Here is an 18,076-nt window from a genome sequence, read left to right on the forward strand (position 1 = left end):
GAAATGACGCAGCAGTGTACCGGCGAGTGTTGCCGACGTACAGGCGTGCGGTCGGTGGGTCAGCACGACGGCGGGATTCCTCCCGCCGTTGGCGAAATCTCTTACGATTCTTCGACGGCAGGCGTCGGAGCCGGCTCGGGCGTGGGTGTCGGCCCTTCGCGGCGGCGTTCCTGAAACCAGTGCACGGCGATCAGCACCAGCGTCGGCACGCCAAGCAGTGCGGTGATCAGGAAGAAGCTGTGATAACCGAACTTCTCTACCAAAACTCCGGAGTAGCCGCCCATCAGCCGCGGCAGCAGGAGCATGATCGAGCTGAGCAGGGCGTACTGGGTCGCCGAGAACTTCAGGTTGGTCAGGCTCGACAGGTAGGCGACGAACGCCGACGTGGCCAGGCCTGAGCTGAAGTTGTCCAGGGAAATGGTCACCACCAGCATCTGCAGGTCTGGGCCCATGTCGGCAAGCATCACGAACAGCAGGTTGGTCGCTGCCGAGGCGACACCGCCGATAAACAGAATCGGCAGGATGCCGAAGCGGACGATCAAAAGGCCGCCCATGCCGGCACCGACGAGGGTCATGATCAGGCCGAAGATCTTGCTGACACTGGCAATCTGATCCTTGGTGAAGCCCTGGTCGATGTAAAACACGTTGGCCATGACGCCCATCACCGTGTCCGACATCCGATAGGTCGCGATCAGGCCGAGCAGCAGCAGTGCCTGCCAGCGATAACGCAGGATAAAGTCGTTGACCGGCGTCAGCACTGGCGCGAGGCCGCGACGGCCCATGGCCGACAGGCACAGGCCAGTGAGCAGCGTATAGAGAATCGCGCGCAGGAACGCTCGGTCTTCGAGCAGCAGGTCGAGCGGGCTCATGGTGCCGAACAGCACACTGGCGAAGTCGGTGTTGTAGAGCTGGGTGAACATCGCCGGTACGGAGACCAGCAATACGATCAACACGAACACCGACATCAATTGATGCATGAAGGTGTAGCGCCCGGCCTGCAACTGCGTGCGCAGCGGCACGGGCGGCTCCCGCATGAACAGCGTGGTCAACAACGCCGGGATCATCAGTGCGCCGAACAGCACATAGGTGCCGGTCCAGGCCGAGTGCTTGTAATTGAAACCGGTAGAACCGAAGCCTTCGGCGAAAAACAACGCGCCGGCCGTCGCGAGCAGGGCGGCGACCCGATAACCGGACATGTAGCTGGCGGCGAGGGCGGCCTGGCGGTTGTCTTCGGCAATCTCCAGTCGATAGGCATCGACCGCGATGTCTTGGGTGGCAGAGGCAAATGCGACGACAACGGCAATGGCGATCAGCCAGGACAGGTGTTTCTGCGGATCACAGAAGCCCATGCCGATCAGGCCGAGAATCACCAGCGTTTGCGAGAGCACCAGCCATGAGCGGCGACGGCCAAGTTTACCCAGCAACGGCAGACGCCATTGGTCGAGCAGCGGTGACCAGACCCATTTGAACGCGTAAGCCAGGCCGATAAGACTGGCGTAACCGATGGTTTCACGGGCGACACCCGCCTCGCGCAACCAGACGGACAGCGTTGAAAACACCAGCATGTACGGCAGGCCGGCAGCGAAACCGAGCAACAACAGCACGAGCGTCGAAGGACTGGCATAGGCGGCGAGCGCGGCGCGCCAGGTTTTACGGGGCATGGGCTGAAGTCTGCCTCAAGATTGCGAAAACAAAGCGCGCACTCTAACCGCTGTGCTCTACCGGACGCCAGCCATGGCGCTGAATATCCACACGATTGTTCAGGACGGTGATGCCTTCCATGCGCAATCTGGCCCGTTGTTCGTCGCCCGACGGGCTGCCCACTGGCAGGCTGATCCGCCCACCGGCACCCAGTACGCGGTGCCAAGGCAGTTTGGTATCACCCGGCAATTGGCTCAAGGTGCGGCCAACCCAGCGGGCGGCGCGGCCCAACCCGGCCAGTTCGGCCAATTGGCCATAGCTGACGACTTTGCCTTCGGGCACTTGCGCGAGGGTCGAGTAGAGCGCCGTGCGTCGGATTTGCGCTTCGCTCTCTCCATCGTGGATCGGGTCTGTCACGGGCGTGGTTCCTGAACTTCGGCGTAGTTGTCGCTTCAAGGGTAATCCGTGACTGCGCAGTTGAGAAATGAACTCAATAGAAATAGTCCGGTCAGTCCTTGTCAGGGTCTTATTCCTACGGATAATGCCGACCTTTTTTCGCAAACTTGAGCCTTTGATTCGCTTATGTTGTCCAGATCCTTGCTGTGCCTAGCTGTTTTCAGTGCGTCCACGCCCCTGCTTGCCGACACCGTCTGGTTGAAGAACGGTGACAAGTTGAGCGGCACCATTACCGTGTTCGATGGCGGCAAGCTGTTGATCCAGACCAAATACGCTGGTGCGGTCACGATTGACTGGAAAGAGGTCAAGACGCTGGACAGCGATCAGCATTTGCTCGTCAAGCAAGATGCCTACACCGGGGAAGTGTCCAAGTCGCTGACCGCTGCGGAGGACGGCAAGGTTACCCTGGCCAATGGCGAGGCGCCGAAGACCGTCGAGCTGGCAAGCATCCAGCAGATTCTCAAGCCGAAACCGGTGGTCGAAGATCTGGTCTGGAAGGGCAACGTCGACCTCGCGCTGGACTATCAACGTGCCGAGAAGGATACCGATGACTACGATGTCGGCTTCAAGACCACGGCGCGGCATGGCCGCTGGCGGCACATCGCGGAAGGTGAGTACAACCGCGAAGTGCAGGACGATGTAACCACTACCGACAACTGGCGCGCTGAATACTCCCTCGACCGCTTCCTCACTGATCAGTGGTTCTGGCAGGGGCGTGTGAATTACAAGCGTGATCACATCGAAGAGCTGGCTCGCCAGCGCGTGGTCGGTACCGGTCCCGGTTACCAGTTCTGGGACGATGAACTGGGAGCGTTCTCTCTCGGCTCGCTGCTCAACCGCACCGATTACGAGTATCGCGACGGCAGCAAGGACAACTTCTATTCCGTCGCGATGAAGTGGGACTACAACCGCTACCTGATTGGCAAGAAAGTCGAGTTCTTCACCAACGGTGAAGTCGGCAAGCCGTTGTCTGGCGTGGCTGACTACGCACTGGATGCCGAGATGGGCTTGCGTTACAAGGTCACCGACTGGGCCTCGCTCAATCTCAAGGCCGAGCGTGACATCATCAGCGGCACCAATGATGCCGATCTGAGCAAGACCCGTTATACCGCAGGGTTTGGCGTGGCTTGGTAAGCGCCGGATAAAAAATCGCAGCCTCGATGGGCTGCGATTTTTTTTGCCTGTGCAAAACAGGCGCCCACAAAAAAGCCCCGCTTTTAAGGGCGGGGCTCTTTTCTAAAGAAGCTACAAGTTAGATAACTTGTACTTCTTCAGCTTGCATGCCTTTCTGACCGCGGGTAGCGATGAAAGAAACCTGTTGGCCTTCTTTCAGGCTTTTGAAGCCGTCGGATTGGATAGCTTTGAAGTGAACGAACAGGTCGTCACCGGATTGTGGAGTGATGAAGCCGAAGCCTTTTTCATCGTTGAACCACTTAACGGTACCGGTTTGGCGATTAGACATGGTGTAACTCCTTGAACAAAGATAACTGCGACTCAGGAAGAACCCTGGCCGAGACTGAGTGCAAAGAGCAGGAAAAATTCTTGTAGATGGTTGGATCGAAATTCAACATATCGTGTAGAGATTCTCAGTGACACAAGCAGCACAGTGGCGCCACCTTAACCCTTTTTCCGGGAAGTGCCAATGCTTCTTGCGAAGGTTTCTTTGTTTTAGGGATCGGCGGTGTGACGGTTCGTCGCCAGACCGCGTAAATCATGGGGGATCGCCGAGAATTGCAGGCCGCACTTTGAACCCGGCGGCGCGCCCGGTAAGATGCCGGACAGAATTTTTCCACCTCGCTATTCAGGACACCCGCCATGAGCATCAAATCGGACAAGTGGATTCGCCGCATGGCGCAGGAACACGGCATGATCGAACCGTTTGTCGAGCGCCAGATGCGCGGCAGCGACGACAGCCGGGTGATCTCCTACGGTGTGTCGAGCTATGGCTACGACGTGCGTTGCACCAACCACTTCAAGGTGTTCACCAACATCAACTCGTCCATCGTCGATCCGAAAAACTTCGACCCGGGCAGCTTTGTCGACGTCCACAGCGACGTCTGCATCATTCCGCCGAACTCGTTCGCGCTGGCCAGCACCGTCGAGTACTTCCGCATTCCGCGCAATGTACTGACCATCTGCCTGGGCAAAAGCACCTACGCGCGCTGCGGCATCATCGTCAACGTCACGCCGCTCGAGCCTGAGTGGGAAGGTCACGTCACCCTGGAGTTCTCCAACACCACCAACCTGCCGGCGAAAATCTACGCCAACGAAGGCGTGGCGCAGATGCTTTTCCTCGAATCCGACGAGGAGTGTGAAGTTTCCTACAAGGACCGTGGCGGCAAGTATCAGGGCCAGCGTGGCGTGACGCTGCCGCGTACCTGATCCGTCCATTCGACAGATCACGGGAATTCTTTGGCGGGCAGACACTCTATGGGGTGTACTGCCCGTTTTTGCTTCTGGCAAAACGGGCCTTCGCCGAGGAGTGCCCTATGAAGATCGATCCGCAAATCACTGCCGAACTGGCAAGGCTCGAGCCCAATCAGATTGGCGTATTGGCCTGGTCCTTGTTGGCGCATCCGCCGTTGAGCATGGCCGGCGGAATTCCCGGACAGCCTGATCCCGATACCCCCAACGAACAACCGACCGAGCCGGGCGAGCCAACACTGCCGGACGAGCCACCACCGGCGCCTGTCGCCTGATTCGCCGGGAAATGCATGGCCAGTCAGCTGAGGTCTGTAAAGACTTCAGCTGACTGGCCATATTTCGTTATCGCCGATGACAAAAATTTTGCAGCTATTGTCCCTTTCGACTGGATAACCCCCGGTAAACGCACCGAACGCTGGCATCAGGCTGACGCGTTCGCCCAATCTGAAACACGCCAGCCGCAGACTTTGCCGGCCCTTGCCGTGTAACCGGTAAACGGGATGCACGTGACCGGCCAGTACATGCCGTTCAGGATGCGGGTCGGGTTCGTGTTGCAGGGCGAAGGGACCCAGTAGCAACGGCTCTGGCACCACGCGGATATTCAATGACGCGGGTGGATCCCCGGCGCGCTTATCGTGATTGCCGCGGATCAGCGTCATGGGCAGGTCGGCGTGGCGAGCGCGCCATTGCGCCAAGGCGCCTAACGTTCCCGGCGCATGCGAGCCGGGGCCATGCAGAAAATCCCCGAGAAATATCAATTGCCGGCAGGGCAGCTTTGCCAGCAGCCGATCCAGCACCGCGATGTTGCTTGCCGTAGTGCCCTGTGGGACGGGCTGGCCGAGGCTTCGATAGGCCGCAGCCTTGCCGAAATGCACATCGGCAATCAGCAGCGCCTGCTGTGCTGGCCAGTACAGGGCTTTTTCCGGCAGCAGCCAGAGTTCTTCGCCCGCCAGCCGCACCGGGTACGGCGCACTCATTGCGAGCTACCCTTGTCGGCGCTTTTCTCCAGATCACCGACCATCCGTCTGATCCGGTCAGCGAGTTTTTCCGAACTCATGCTTTCGCGCATGCGCTCCACCAGTAGTGGAAAGCCCAATGGCGTAGAACGTTTAATCAGATGCACGTCCAGTTTCATCCCGTTGATTCGCTCCAATGTCTGCTCCAGACGACGAATATCCAGTTCTTCCCGTAGGACTTCTTCCCCGGCCTGCGCCAGCAGCAAGTTGTCGGCGTCGTATTGCTTGAACACCTGGAAGAACAGTCCGCTGGAGGCCTGCACCTGCCGGGTGCTTTTCGGCGCACCGGGGTACCCGGCAAAGACCAACCCGGCAATCCGCGCGATCTCGCGAAAACGCCGCAGGGCCAGCTCACCTGCGTTGAGGCTGGCCAGAACGTCGACTAACAGATCATCGCCATTGAACAACTCGGCATTCAAATGCTCGGCCCAGTCGATCGGTGTGGCGCTGAGCAGTTCCAGGCCGTAATCGTTCACCGCGATGGAAAATGTCACCGGCTGGCGCTGACTGATGCGCCACGCCAACAGGCTCGCCAGCCCCAAGTGCACCTGACGCCCGGCGAACGGATAGAGGAAAAAATGCCAGCCTTCGCGGGATTTCAGCACTTCGGCCAGCAGGTTTTCGGTCGTCGGCAAACCTGACCAGCGCACTTGTGTTTCCAGCAACGGTCGCAAGGCGTGCATTTCCGGGCCGGCGAATTCACCTTGGGCGGCGGCACTGAAACGCTTGACCACGGCTTCGGCCAATTCGTTGGAAAGTGGCATTCGCCCGCCATTCCAGCGTGGTACAGCAGCTTTTTTTGCGGTGCTGCGTTTGACGTAAGCCGTCATGTTTTCCACGCGCACCAGTTCCAGCAAACGTCCGGCGAAGAGAAAACCGTCGCCCGGTTTGAGTCGGGCGATAAAGCCTTCCTCAACACTGCCCAACTGCTTGCCGCCGCCACCCTTGCTCCAGAACTTGAGGTTGATGCTGGCGTCACTGACGATGGTGCCGATGCTCATGCGGTGGCGCCGCGCCAAACGCGCGTCCGGCACTCGCCAGACGCCGTGTTCGTCCGGCTCGACCCGGCGATAATCCGGATAGGCTGTCAGAGACATCCCGCCATGGCGTACGAATGCCAGCGCCCAGGCCCAATCCGCCAGCGTCAGATCGCGATAAGCCCACGCCAGGCGGACTTCTTCGTACAGCTCCTCCGGTAAAAACCCACCGCCCAGCGCCATGCTGACCAGATGCTGCACCAATACATCCAGTGGCTTGTGCGGCGACAGTCGCGGCTCAATGCGCCGTTGTTCGACGGCATCGCGAGCGGCAGCCGCTTCGATAAGCTCCAGACTGTGCGTCGGTACTAACGTCACCCGTGAGGTGCGCCCCGGTGCGTGGCCCGAGCGCCCTGCACGCTGCATCAAACGCGCGACACCTTTCGCCGAGCCAATTTGCAGGACGCGCTCCACCGGCAGGAAATCCACCCCCAGGTCCAGACTCGAGGTGCAGACCACCGCTTTCAGCTGGCCGTCCTTCAAGGCTTTTTCCACCCAGTCGCGGGTGTCGCGTGACAACGAACTGTGATGCAAGGCAATCAACCCGGCCCAGTCCGGCCTGGCTTCCAGCAACGCCTGATACCAGATTTCCGATTGCGCCCGGGTGTTGGTGAATACCAGCGTGCTGGCGCAGGCCTCCAGTTCGGCGACCACTTGCGGCAACATTTTCAGACCGATGTGCCCGGCCCACGGAAAGCGCTCGATGGCCGGTGGGAGAAGAGTGTCGACCTTCAGCGATTTTTCGCTTTGTCCTTGAATACTGACGCCACCGCCCTGTGGGATCAGCACCTCTTCTGCGTGGGATTGATTACCGAGGGTGGCGGACACGCCCCAGACGATCAACTCGGGTTGCCAATGCCGCAGCCGGGCGAGGGCGAGTTGCAGTTGCACGCCGCGTTTATTGCCGAGCAATTCATGCCATTCATCAACAACGATCATGCGCAGCGTCGACAACGCCACCTGCGCATCGGCGCGGGCGAGCAGCAAGGTCAGGCTTTCCGGTGTGGTGATCAGCGTGGTCGGCAAGCGCCGGCTCTGCCGGGCCCGTTCGCTGGTGCTGGTGTCGCCGGTGCGCAGGCCGATATTCCATGGGAGCTGCAAGTCATCGACAGGCGTTTGCAAAGCGCGCGCAGTGTCGGCGGCGAGGGCGCGCATGGGCGTGATCCACAGAACTGTCAGCGGTTCGGCAGGCGCCTTACGTTTACGTGGCGGTGCATCGACAGGGATGGAATGGGCGAAGCGATTGAGCGCCGCGAACCACACGGCATAGGTTTTACCAGCGCCGGTGCTGGCGTGGAGCAAGCCGGATTCGCCGTTTTTGACCGCTGCCCAGACCTGTTTTTGAAAGGCAAACGGCTTCCAGTCGCGAGCGCTGAACCAGGTTTTTGCGTGGTCGGGAGATTTCGCCATGCGGGCTGCGCGCGCTCTGGAGGTGTTCTTCCAGTGACCGCGTAGACAAGCGAAAGGTTTAAAAACAACGCGAACCCCTGTAGGAGCTGCCGCAGGCTCGGGCCGCGATCGGACGATCTTTGGATTGTAAAAAACAAGATCAAAAGATCGCAGCCTGCGGCAGCTCCTACATGAGCAAAGGGTTACTTGAGGTTTCCGCTGAGAAATTGCTTCAAGCGTTCGCTTTTCGGGTTGCCCAACACATCCTCGGGCGCACCTTCTTCCTCAACCAGGCCTTGATGCAGGAACAACACCTGGCTGGAAACCTTGCGCGCAAAGCTCATCTCATGGGTCACCATGATCATCGTCCGGCCTTCCTCAGCCAGACCTTGAATCACCTTCAACACTTCCCCAACCAACTCCGGGTCGAGCGCCGAAGTCGGTTCATCAAACAGCATCACCTCCGGCTCCATCGCCAGCGCCCGGGCAATCGCCACGCGCTGCTGCTGACCGCCAGAAAGAAACGCCGGGTATTGATCCGCCACCCGCGCCGGCAAGCCGACCTTGTCCAGATAACGCCGGGCGCGGTCCTCGGCTTCCTGTTTGCTGCAACCCAGCACCCGGCGCGGGGCCATGGTGATGTTTTCCAGCACGGTCATGTGGCTCCACAGGTTGAAGTGCTGGAACACCATCGCCAGCCGCGTGCGCAAACGCTGCAGTTCATCGGCGTCGGCGACGTGCATGCCGTGGCGGTCGGTGACCATGCGAATCGGCTGGTCATCGAGGCTCATAGCGCCGTCGTTGGGTTGTTCGAGAAAGTTGATGCAGCGCAAAAAGGTGCTCTTGCCCGAGCCGCTGGCGCCGATCAGGCTGATCACGTCGCCGGTTTTGGCCTTGAGCGAAACGCCTTTGAGCACCTGATGATCGCCATAGCTTTTGTGCAGGCCTTCAACGGTCAGTTTGTACATGGGACAGACATCCTCAAGGCGAAAGTAGGTAGCCGCTGCGATAGGCTTCGGTGCCTGCAACGTGGGCGATGACCATGCCGGCCGTGGCCATTCGCCGCAGCGAGCGGGCGTACATCAGCCCGGCCGTCGCGCAATGAATAGGGGTGATGCGGTCGTGGATCGGATCGATGATTTCGGCGATCTGTTGCCCGGCTTCCAGGTATTGGCCGGCCACCGCCGTGTACACCAGCAGACCGCCGACCGGCGTGGTCACCGGCTCCACACCCGCCAGTGGCGTGGCGGGATAGGGCAGTGGCGGTTGCGGTTTGGTCTCGCCGACGATCGCATCGGACTGGATCAGATAGTCGATCAGCGCCTGACAGTCGCGGCTGGCCATCGGGTGATTGACGTCGCCCTGACCGCGCAACTCGACGGTCACCGAAAAACTGCCGAGGGGAATCTCGAAGTGTTCGCCGAAGCGTTCCTTCAATTGCCACCACAGCAGGGTGAAGCATTCGTCGAACGACTGGCCGCCAGAATCAGTGGCCAACAGGCTTGCCTGGGATTCGATGTAGCGTGCCAGCGGTTCGACCTGCGGCCACGCTTCGGGCGTGGTGTAGAGGTGCACCACCGATTCGAAATCGCAGTGCAGGTCCAGCACCATGTCGGCATCGCAGGCCAGCCGTTGCAGGGTCAGGCGCTGGGATTGCAGTTGCGTGGTGGCGGTCTGGCGGGCGAGGGCGTTCCGCAGATGGCTGCGGATCAGCTCAAGGTTTTGCTGCGGATCGTCACTCAGCTTGCCCTCGATGGCATTGCCGATTTCCTCGCTGAGGTCGACGAACCAGCGGTTGAAGTTCTGCCCGCTCTCCAGTTCGTAGCGGCCCAGCGGCACGTCCATCAGCACTTGTTCGAGGCCGACCGGGTTGGCCACCGGTACAAGCACGATCTGACTGCGCAGGCGGCCGGCGGCTTCCAGCTCGGTCAGACGCTGCTTGAGGTGCCAGGCGACGAGCATGCCCGGCAATTCGTCAGCGTGCAGCGAAGACTGGATGTAGACCTTGCCCTTGGCCTGCTCCGGGCCGAAGTGGAAGCTGTGAATCTGTCGTGCGGTCCCCGGCAGCGGGGCCAGCAAGTCATGAATCAGGTGGCGCATTGCAAAGGTGTCCTAGTGAGTCGGGCCGAGGAAGGCCAGCCATCGGCGTTCGGCAAGGCGGAACAGGCCGACCAGCGCAAAGGTAATGGTCAGGTAGATCAGCGCGGCGATGCCGAACGACTGGAAGGTCAGGAAGGTCGCCGAGTTGGCGTCCCGCGCCACTTTCAGGATGTCGGGGATGGTCGCGGTGAAGGCCACCGTGGTCGAGTGCAGCATAAGGATCACTTCGTTGCTGTAGTAAGGCAACGAGCGGCGCAGCGCCGACGGCATGATCACGTAGGCATACAGCTTCCAGCCGGTCAGACCGTAAGCCTTGGCCGCTTCGACTTCGCCGTGGTTCATGCTGCGGATCGCCCCGGCGAAAATCTCCGTGGTGTAGGCGCAGGTATTCAGAGCGAAAGCCAGAATCGTGCAGTTCATCGCATCGCGAAAGAAACTGTCGAGCAACGGCTGCGCCCGCACGGCGGCGAGGCTGTAGATGCCGGTGTAGCAGATCAGTAACTGGATATACAGCGGCGTGCCACGGAACAGGTAGGTGTAGAACTGCACCGGCCAGCGAACGTAGAAGTGCGGGGAGACGCGCGCGATCGACAGCGGAATCGATACCAGGAAACCGATGAAGATCGAGGCGCTGAGCAGCCACATCGTCATCGCCAGTCCAGTGATGTTCTGGCCATCGGTATAAAGGAAGGCGCGCCAGTATTCCTGCAGGAGTTCGATCATCGTACGGCCTCCCGGGAACCGGCGGCATAACGGCGTTCGAGCCAGCGCAGAATGAAGTTCGAAGCACTGGTGATCAGCAGGTAGATCAACGCAGCGAGGACCAGAAAGTAAAACAGTTGATAGGTGCTTTTACCGGCGTCCTGCGCGGCTTTGACCAGATCGGCCAAACCGATGATCGACACCAGTGCGGTGGCCTTGAGCATCACCATCCAGTTGTTGCCAATGCCTGGCAAAGCGAAACGCATCATTTGCGGGAACACCACAAAGCGAAAGCGCTGGCCGCGTTTGAGGCCATACGCGGTGGCGGCTTCAACCTGACCACGCGGTACAGCGAGGATCGCGCCACGGAAGGTCTCGGTGAAATACGCACCATAAATGAAGCCCAGGGTCAGCACCCCGGCGCTGAACGGGTCGATCTCGATGTATTCCCATTCCATGTAGTCGGTCAGCGACGTCAGCCAGGTTTGCAGGCTGTAGAAGATCAGCAGCATCAGCACCAGATCCGGCACCCCGCGAATCAGCGTGGTGTAGAGCTGGGCGGGCAGGCGCACCAGTTTGACTTTTGACAGTTTGGCACTGGCGCCGAGCAGGCCGAGCAACACGGCCACCAGCAGCGACATCGCTGATAATTTGATGGTCATCCAGGTGCCTTCCAGCAGCAAAGGACCAAAGCCCTTGAGGCTGAAGGCGGAGAGCCCCAGATTTTGCAGGAGGGTTTCGAACATAAATCAGCAACCTGAGCGGATGGAAAAGGCGCCCATCGAAGATGGGCGCCGGGGCATTATTTGCCGCTGTACAGATTCAGATCGCCAAAGTGTTTCTTTTGAATCTCGGCGTATTTGCCGTCGTCGTGTAACGCTTTGATACCTTTATCTAAAAGCGCCTTCAGCTCAGTGTTACCTTTCTTAATACCGACAGCGGTTTTGGCTGGCAGCAATTCGTTGTCGACAGGCTTGCTGACGTCGTAGTCAGCGCCCTGTGGCGACTTCAAAAAGCCCAATTCGGCTTGCAGCATGTCCTGGATACCGGCGTCGAGACGGCCGGAGGTCAGGTCGGAGTACACCTGATCCTGGTTCTGATAGGCCTGGGTTTTCACGCCGGCCTTGTCCAGCACGGCTTTGGCGTAGGCTTCCTGAATGGTGCCTTGCTCGTAGCCGACGGTTTTGCCCTTCAGCGAGGCGACGTCAGCGGTGATGCCCGAGCCTTTTTTCGACACATAAGCCGTCGGGCCGGAGAACAGCTCGCTGGAGAAGTCGATGACTTTCTCACGGGCCGGGGTCACGGTCATCGACGAGATCACGCCGTCGAATTTATTGGCCTTCAGGCCCGGAATCATGCCGTCGAAATCACTTTCGACCCACTTGCACTTGACCTTCAGTTCGGCGCAGATCGCGTTGCCCAGGTCGATGTCGAAGCCCACCAGGCTGCCGTCGGCCGCTTTCGACTCAAACGGTGCATACGAAGGGTCAACGCCAAAGCGCAGCTCTTTGTATTCCTTGGCCAGCGCGGAGCCAGCGGCCATGCACAACGCCAGTGCAGAAAGGGTCAGCAATGCTTTTTTCATTATTCAATCCCTAAGAACCAATATGAGCGCTTGTGGCGCAGAATTATTGTTACTGGAACGCGTACGACCTATAGAAAGTAGCAATTTCCGAACCATAGTCCCGAACAAGTGTTTTAAAAGGTTGGCGCAGCGATTGGATGAGTGAATCAGTGCCCGCAAACGGGCACTGAAAATAGCTTGCACTGATTTAGGGCCGATCGTTCCCACGCTCTGCGTGGGAACAATCTTCGCGTCATGTTGAGGTCAGGCGAGCAGATCCTGCAAAGTGGCAAGGCTATCCGCTTCATCCACGGTTTTATCCTGCCGCCAGCGCAGCATCCTCGGAAACCGCACGGCGATCCCGCTCTTGTGCCGACGCGACAGGGCAATGCCCTCGAAGCCCAATTCGAATACGAGGCTTGGCTTCACACTGCTGACCGGGCCGAATTTTTCCACGGTGGTCTTGCGCACGATGCTGTCGACCTGACGCATTTCCTCATCGGTCAGTCCTGAATAGGCCTTGGCGAACGGCACCAGTGAGCGCTGGCTGGATTCCGGTGGCCCGTCCCACACGGCGAAGGTGTAATCGCTGTACAGACTGGCCCGGCGACCGTGCCCGCGCTGCGCATAAATCAACACCGCGTCGACACTGAACGGATCGACCTTCCACTTCCACCACACGCCCATGTCCTTGGTGCGCCCGACCCCGTACAGCGAATCCCGCGCCTTGAGCATCATGCCTTCAACACCCAGGCGCCGAGAGGCTTCGCGCTGGCGGGCGAGGTCGAGCCAGTCGCTGCCGGTCAGCACAGGAGAGGGCAGTAACACCGGACTGTTACAGCGTGCGACGACCTCTTCCAGTTGCGCACGGCGCTTGGCTTGCGGCTGGTTGCGCCAGTCTTCCCCCTGCCATTCCAACAAATCGTAAGCGAGCACCACCACTGGCACTTCTTCGAGAATCTTCTTGTCGAGGGTTTTGCGGCCAATTCGCTGTTGCAGCAGGGCGAACGGTTGCACCGCTGGCGGCTCGCTCGATTGCGGATCGAAAGCATCTTCGGTGGTCGGATGGGTGCTTTTCCACACGACGATCTCGCCATCAATCACCGTGCCGTCGGGCAAGCCGTGCACCAGAACATCCAGTTCAGGGAAGCGCTCGGTGACCAGTTCTTCGCCGCGCGACCACACCCACAAGCGGCCCTCGCGCTTGACCACTTGCGCGCGGATGCCGTCCCATTTCCATTCAATCTGCCAGTCGCTGGCGGGGCCGATCAGGGCTTCGAATTCTTCGACCGGTTGCGACAACGCGTGGGCGAGGAAAAACGGATATGGTTGCCCGCCGCGCTGTGCATGTTCGTCGGCGGACTCTGCAGCGATCAGTTTCAGATAGCTGGCGGCGTTCGGCCGGTTCGACAGATCGGTATAGCCCACCAGACGCTGAGCGACGCGCTTGCTGTCGAGCCCGGCCATCGAGGCCAGAGCCCGGGTCACCAGCAGTTTCGACACGCCGACGCGGAAACTGCCGGTGATCAGCTTGATGCACAACATCAGGCTGGGTCGATCCAGTTGCGCCCAGAATGCGGGTAACTGCCGCGACAGAAATTCCGCAGTTTCACCGCGCAAGGGCAGCAATTTGTCTTCGATCCATTCAGCGAGGCCGGCGGTGGAGGAGTGCGGGTTCTCCGGGAGTACCAGCGAGATGGTCTCCGCCAGATCGCCCACCGATTGATAGCTTTCTTCGAACAGCCAGGGCTCCAGGCCTGACACCGCGACCGCGACTTCACGCAGTATTCTCACCGGCACCAATTGCCGAGGCCTGCCGCCGGACAGAAAGTACACTGCCCACGCCGCGTCATGGGGTTCAGCCTGGGCGAAGTAAGCCTGCATCGCCGCCAGTTTGGCGTTGCTCGAGGTGGTGGCGTCGAGTTCGGCGTAGAGATCGGCGAAGGCTTTCATGCAGGCGTCTCGGCGACGGTGGGCGGGGTGGCGATGTTGTCTTCTTCGTCATCGCCGTATTCGGTGTTGAAACCTTGAGCGTCGAGACCGCGTTCGCGCAGATGTCGCACCAGGACGCCAATCGAACCGTGAGTGACCATCACCCGCTCGGCGCCGGTCTGCTCGATGGCCCACAGCAGGCCCGGCCAGTCGGCGTGGTCGGACAGGACAAAACCGCGATCGACACCGCGCCGACGTCGCGTGCCGCGCAGGCGCATCCAGCCGCTGGCGAAGGCGTCGCTGAAATCGCCGAAACGGCGCATCCAGCTACTGCCGCCGGCCGAGGGCGGGGCGATGACCAGTGCCTCACGCATCCGTGGATCATTTTTGGCGACGTCACCGGCGTAGATTGTCGGCGGCAGGTACACGCCGGCCTCGCGGTAGACCCGGTTGAGCGGCTCGACCGCACCGTGGCTGAGAATCGGCCCGAGGCTTGCGTCGATGCCGTGGAGAATCCGCTGGGCTTTGCCGAACGAATAGCAGAACAGCACGCTGGCCTTGCCGGCGGCGATGTTGGCTGACCACCACTGATTGATCTCAGCGAAGATCTGCGCCTGCGGTTGCCAGCGATAGATCGGCAGGCCGAAGGTCGATTCGGTGATGAAGGTGTGGCAACGCACCGGTTCGAACGGCGCACAGGTGCCGTCCGGTTCAATCTTGTAATCCCCCGACGCGACCCAGACTTCGCCGCCATATTCGAGGCGCACCTGGGCCGAACCGAGGACGTGGCCGGCGGGATGAAAACTCAAGGTGACGCCGTGGTGGGTCAGGCGCTGACCGTAGGCGAGGGTTTGCAGGTTGATGTCTTGGCCGAGTCGTGCGCGCAGAATCCCTTCGCTGGCGCTGCTGGCCAGGTAATGCTGGTTGCCGGTGCGCGCATGATCGCCGTGGGCATGGGTGATCACCGAGCGCTCGACGGGGCGCCAGGGGTCGATATAGAAATCCCCGGCAGGACAATACAAACCTTCGGGGCGCGCGATAACAAGGTCCATGTCGTTACCTGAATGGGGGGCTTGTCAGTTATGAGGCTGGCGCTGAGCCGGAAGTTCTATCGACTTTCAGGATGACGTATTGCGACAGATCGTTCCCACGCTCCGCGTGGGAACGCATCAACGGACGCTCCGCGTTCGGCTTTGGATGGGACGCGGAGCGTCCCGGGCTGCATTCCCACGCGGAGCGTGGGAACGATCATTGCGAGCAGGGAGCTACGATTATTTGCCGGGAGTCAGGGTCAATCGGGTCTTGCCGTACACCCGATCGAAATTCTGCGGCTGCATCGGCAAACCAATGTATTGCCCCTTCAACCACGCATCGATGCCGTTCAGGTAGTTCGGGCTGACCGGATTACCCGACTGCCCCGTACCGTTCTGACCCATCAACGGTTCGGTCTGGCTGAAGTCGACGATGAAACGCATCGACGGCGCGCGGGTGGTGGTGAAGTCCTGGCCCCAAGCGAATGCCGAGGTGTTCAGCGTGGTGTGATCGCCACCCGCTGCGAGTGGCCCGCGCACGGTCTGACCATTGCTGTTCTTCCAGGCATAGCTGTGCAATTTGCCCCACTGCCAGGCGCGGTGATCGCCGCCCAACTGACTGTCGCCGGCGCTGATCGCGGCGGCGAGGCTACGGGCGAGAATCACCGCTTTGTCTTCTTTCTGCGGTGTGCGCAGGTCATCCCAGAACGGACTGTCTTCGCGCCCCAGCAGATGGTCGGCCTGCGCCGCGTAGGACAAATCACCGTTGGCGATAAACGCTTTCCACGCCGGGCTCGATTCCGGGCCGAGTTCGTCGAGGAAAATCTGCTTCATGCTTTCTTGCAGGAACAGTTCATAGATGGCCGCATCCGCCGACGTCGGGCTGAGCTTGCCGTCGAACGCCATCAACCGCGTAAATGCTTCACGGGCCTTGCTGCGATCCGCTTCCGGCAGGGCATCGATGGCCTGCTTCAGCGGCTGCTTCATGCCCGGTGCTTCGAAGACTTTTTTCAGCTTGGCGGCGAAGGTGGTGGTCTGGTCGTACTGCATGGCGATCACGCTGCGGCTGTCGTGTTTGCCGCTGCCGGCCAGTTCTGCCAAGCGTTCACCGCGTTCCGGCGCGGCCCAGGAATTCGACAACTGCATGCCGTAACCGTGAGGAATCACGCGTTGGTTGGCGGTGCCGAGCCAGCCTTGCGCCGGATCCTGATCGTACGGGTGCAGCATCGGGTCGGCGTAACCGTCCCAATCGTAGCGACCCTCCCAGCCCGGCGATGGCAACAGGCCTTCGCCTTCACGACGGTTGGGAAAACGCCCGGTGACCTGCCAGCCAATGTTGCTCGCATCGGCGAACACCAGATTCAGCGCGATGGCGCGGATCTCGCGGCTGGCGTCGGAAGCACGTTCAACGGTTTGTGCGCGGGTCAGATCGAAAAACGCGTCCAGCGATTTGTCGTCGGTGAAGCTCGGCGTCTGCAGGGCCAGGCCGAAACCGTTGCCTTGCACCGCAGCCTGAGCACTGTTGAGCAGCGCGCCGTGGCGGGTTTCGTACACCGCCTCACGAATCGGTCGCTGACCTTTGACGAAGTAGGTTTCGTTGCGCACGCCCAGTGGCTGCCATTTGCCATTGACCTCATAGGTCAGGCTGCTGCCCTGGCGACGGATTTTTTCCAGAAACAGGTCCTGGTTGTCGCCGAGCACACTGGTGGTGCTCCACGCCACTTTGCCGTTGAAGCCTCCGAGGACCAGCGGCAAACCGGCGACGGTGACACCGGCGGCTTGATATTTCGGTGCGCGAATCTGCACAAAGCTCCACAGCGAAGGCGCGGCCAGCGGCCCGTGGGCGTCGCTGGCCAGAATGCTCTTGCCGCTGCGGCTGCGTTGCGGGGCAATCGCCCAGTTATTCGAAGACGGCGTGCCGAGCAGGTTCAGTGCCGCGAGTTGCTGGCTGGCGTTGCTCAGCTCGGTCAGGCCGGGAATCTGCCCGTTGAGCTTGAGCCCTTGCAGCTTGTCGGCTTCGGCCACTGGCAGGTTTTCGTCGGGGGCGGACGGCGTCAGCCAGGCGAGTTTGTCGCTGGTGACGGTTTGCGCGAGCACCAGCGAGGAAATTTCTTCCGGCAGGTTGGCCGACTGGCTGAAATTCAGCAGAGCGAAAATCAGCGCTGAATCTTCCGGTTTCCAGTATTCAGGCTTGTAACCGCTGGACGCGAGGTCGCCCGGCAACTTGTCGGCGTAGCGGAACAGGTAGGCGTTGACGCCCCGCGCATAGACTTCGAAGAAGCGCTTGAGGCGTGGCGACGAGGCCTTGTACAGCTCGCCGGCGCTTTTCTTCAGATTGACTGCGCGCATGTAGCGGTCGGCATCGAGCATCGACGCACCGGACATTTCCGCCAGCCGGCCCTGAGCCAACAGACGCAGGGTGACCATCTGATTGATGCGATCGCTGGCGTGTACATAGCCGAGGCTGAACAGCGCGTCATGGAAGGTGTTGCTTTCGATCAGCGGCATGCCCATGGCATTGCGACGCACCGAAACATTCTGTGCCAGGCCCTTGAGCGGTTGCACGCCGGAGGTCGGCGGGAGCGTGTCCTGGGCGTTCCAGGTCTGGCAACCGGACAGGCCCAAAACACCGGCCACTGCTGCGGCAACGCCGAACCGGGGAAGAAAATGAGTAAGGGCTGGCGAGGCCATGGCAAAGCTCCTGCGGGGGTGTAGAGGCTGGGGGCGCAATAAAGCCGCTACGTTAGTGAGCAGGAGGTGGCCGCGCAAGCGGGGGCGGGGGTT

Annotated in this window: 16 protein-coding genes; 3 read left to right on the forward strand and 13 right to left on the reverse strand. The window is 60.4% G+C overall.

Features of this window, described 5'->3' with window-relative positions; all coding sequences use genetic code 11:
- Positions 1-101 precede the first annotated feature (101 nt).
- Both AC3Y64_RS06085 and AC3Y64_RS06090 read right to left on the reverse strand, forming a co-directional pair.
- The gene (locus tag AC3Y64_RS06085) at positions 102-1,661 is read right to left on the reverse strand and encodes an AmpG family muropeptide MFS transporter (protein ID WP_122591492.1); all 1,560 of its coding nucleotides are present in this window, start codon (positions 1,659-1,661) and stop codon (positions 102-104) included.
- A 43-nt stretch (positions 1,662-1,704) separates the two neighbouring features.
- Complete coding sequence (locus AC3Y64_RS06090; protein ID WP_489986782.1) at positions 1,705-2,058, reverse strand: MGMT family protein; 354 nt, start codon at positions 2,056-2,058, stop codon at positions 1,705-1,707.
- Between the two features lie 165 nt (positions 2,059-2,223).
- On the opposite strand from AC3Y64_RS06090, the gene AC3Y64_RS06095 reads away from it, so the two are divergent.
- Positions 2,224-3,231, forward strand: coding sequence for a DUF481 domain-containing protein (locus AC3Y64_RS06095; RefSeq protein WP_489986783.1), 1,008 nt, complete (start codon positions 2,224-2,226; stop codon positions 3,229-3,231).
- 118 nt (positions 3,232-3,349) lie between these two features.
- Here the strand turns inward: AC3Y64_RS06095 and AC3Y64_RS06100 are convergent, their stop codons facing one another.
- Positions 3,350-3,559, reverse strand: coding sequence for a cold-shock protein (locus AC3Y64_RS06100; protein ID WP_002554837.1), 210 nt, complete (start codon positions 3,557-3,559; stop codon positions 3,350-3,352).
- A gap of 353 nt (positions 3,560-3,912) precedes the next feature.
- Between AC3Y64_RS06100 and dcd the strand changes: the two genes are divergently transcribed.
- Positions 3,913-4,479 (forward strand): dCTP deaminase, encoded by a 567-nt coding sequence (gene dcd, locus AC3Y64_RS06105; protein WP_007918616.1) that lies wholly within the window; start codon positions 3,913-3,915, stop codon positions 4,477-4,479.
- A 107-nt stretch (positions 4,480-4,586) separates the two neighbouring features.
- Positions 4,587-4,796, forward strand: coding sequence for a hypothetical protein (locus AC3Y64_RS06110; RefSeq protein ID WP_007918615.1), 210 nt, complete (start codon positions 4,587-4,589; stop codon positions 4,794-4,796).
- Positions 4,797-4,841: 45 nt separating this feature from the next.
- Here AC3Y64_RS06110 and pdeM read toward each other — a convergent pair whose 3' ends face one another.
- From pdeM to AC3Y64_RS06160, 10 genes are all read right to left on the reverse strand, one after another.
- The gene (gene pdeM, locus AC3Y64_RS06115) at positions 4,842-5,498 is read right to left on the reverse strand and encodes a ligase-associated DNA damage response endonuclease PdeM (RefSeq protein ID WP_489986784.1); all 657 of its coding nucleotides are present in this window, start codon (positions 5,496-5,498) and stop codon (positions 4,842-4,844) included.
- Positions 5,495-7,984: a ligase-associated DNA damage response DEXH box helicase gene (locus AC3Y64_RS06120; RefSeq protein ID WP_489986785.1), complete on the reverse strand. Its 2,490-nt coding sequence runs from the start codon at positions 7,982-7,984 to the stop codon at positions 5,495-5,497. Before AC3Y64_RS06120 ends, pdeM begins: the two co-directional genes overlap by 4 nt.
- Before the next feature lie 182 nt (positions 7,985-8,166).
- The gene (locus AC3Y64_RS06125; protein ID WP_489986786.1) at positions 8,167-8,931 is read right to left on the reverse strand and encodes an ABC transporter ATP-binding protein; all 765 of its coding nucleotides are present in this window, start codon (positions 8,929-8,931) and stop codon (positions 8,167-8,169) included.
- A gap of 13 nt (positions 8,932-8,944) precedes the next feature.
- On the reverse strand, positions 8,945-10,063 hold the full coding sequence (locus AC3Y64_RS06130; protein WP_489986787.1) for a succinylglutamate desuccinylase/aspartoacylase family protein: 1,119 nt from the start codon (positions 10,061-10,063) through the stop codon (positions 8,945-8,947).
- 12 nt (positions 10,064-10,075) lie between these two features.
- Positions 10,076-10,786, reverse strand: coding sequence for an ABC transporter permease (locus tag AC3Y64_RS06135; RefSeq protein ID WP_489986788.1), 711 nt, complete (start codon positions 10,784-10,786; stop codon positions 10,076-10,078).
- Positions 10,783-11,511 (reverse strand): ABC transporter permease, encoded by a 729-nt coding sequence (locus AC3Y64_RS06140; RefSeq protein WP_489986789.1) that lies wholly within the window; start codon positions 11,509-11,511, stop codon positions 10,783-10,785. The genes AC3Y64_RS06135 and AC3Y64_RS06140 overlap by 4 nt, the downstream gene beginning before the upstream one ends.
- Positions 11,512-11,567: 56 nt before the next feature.
- Positions 11,568-12,350, reverse strand: coding sequence for a transporter substrate-binding domain-containing protein (locus tag AC3Y64_RS06145; RefSeq protein WP_008083900.1), 783 nt, complete (start codon positions 12,348-12,350; stop codon positions 11,568-11,570).
- A 243-nt stretch (positions 12,351-12,593) separates the two neighbouring features.
- Positions 12,594-14,282 carry an ATP-dependent DNA ligase gene (locus tag AC3Y64_RS06150; protein ID WP_489986790.1) on the reverse strand — a complete coding sequence of 563 codons (1,689 nt, stop codon included), beginning with the start codon at positions 14,280-14,282 and terminating at the stop codon, positions 12,594-12,596.
- Complete coding sequence (locus AC3Y64_RS06155; RefSeq protein WP_489986791.1) at positions 14,279-15,313, reverse strand: ligase-associated DNA damage response exonuclease; 1,035 nt, start codon at positions 15,311-15,313, stop codon at positions 14,279-14,281. The genes AC3Y64_RS06150 and AC3Y64_RS06155 overlap by 4 nt, the downstream gene beginning before the upstream one ends.
- A 219-nt stretch (positions 15,314-15,532) precedes the next feature.
- Positions 15,533-17,983, reverse strand: coding sequence for a penicillin acylase family protein (locus AC3Y64_RS06160; RefSeq protein ID WP_489986792.1), 2,451 nt, complete (start codon positions 17,981-17,983; stop codon positions 15,533-15,535).
- Between the last annotated feature and the right edge of the window lie 93 nt (positions 17,984-18,076).

This window comes from Pseudomonas sp. 4CAES_32.4 (genome assembly GCF_058136335.1).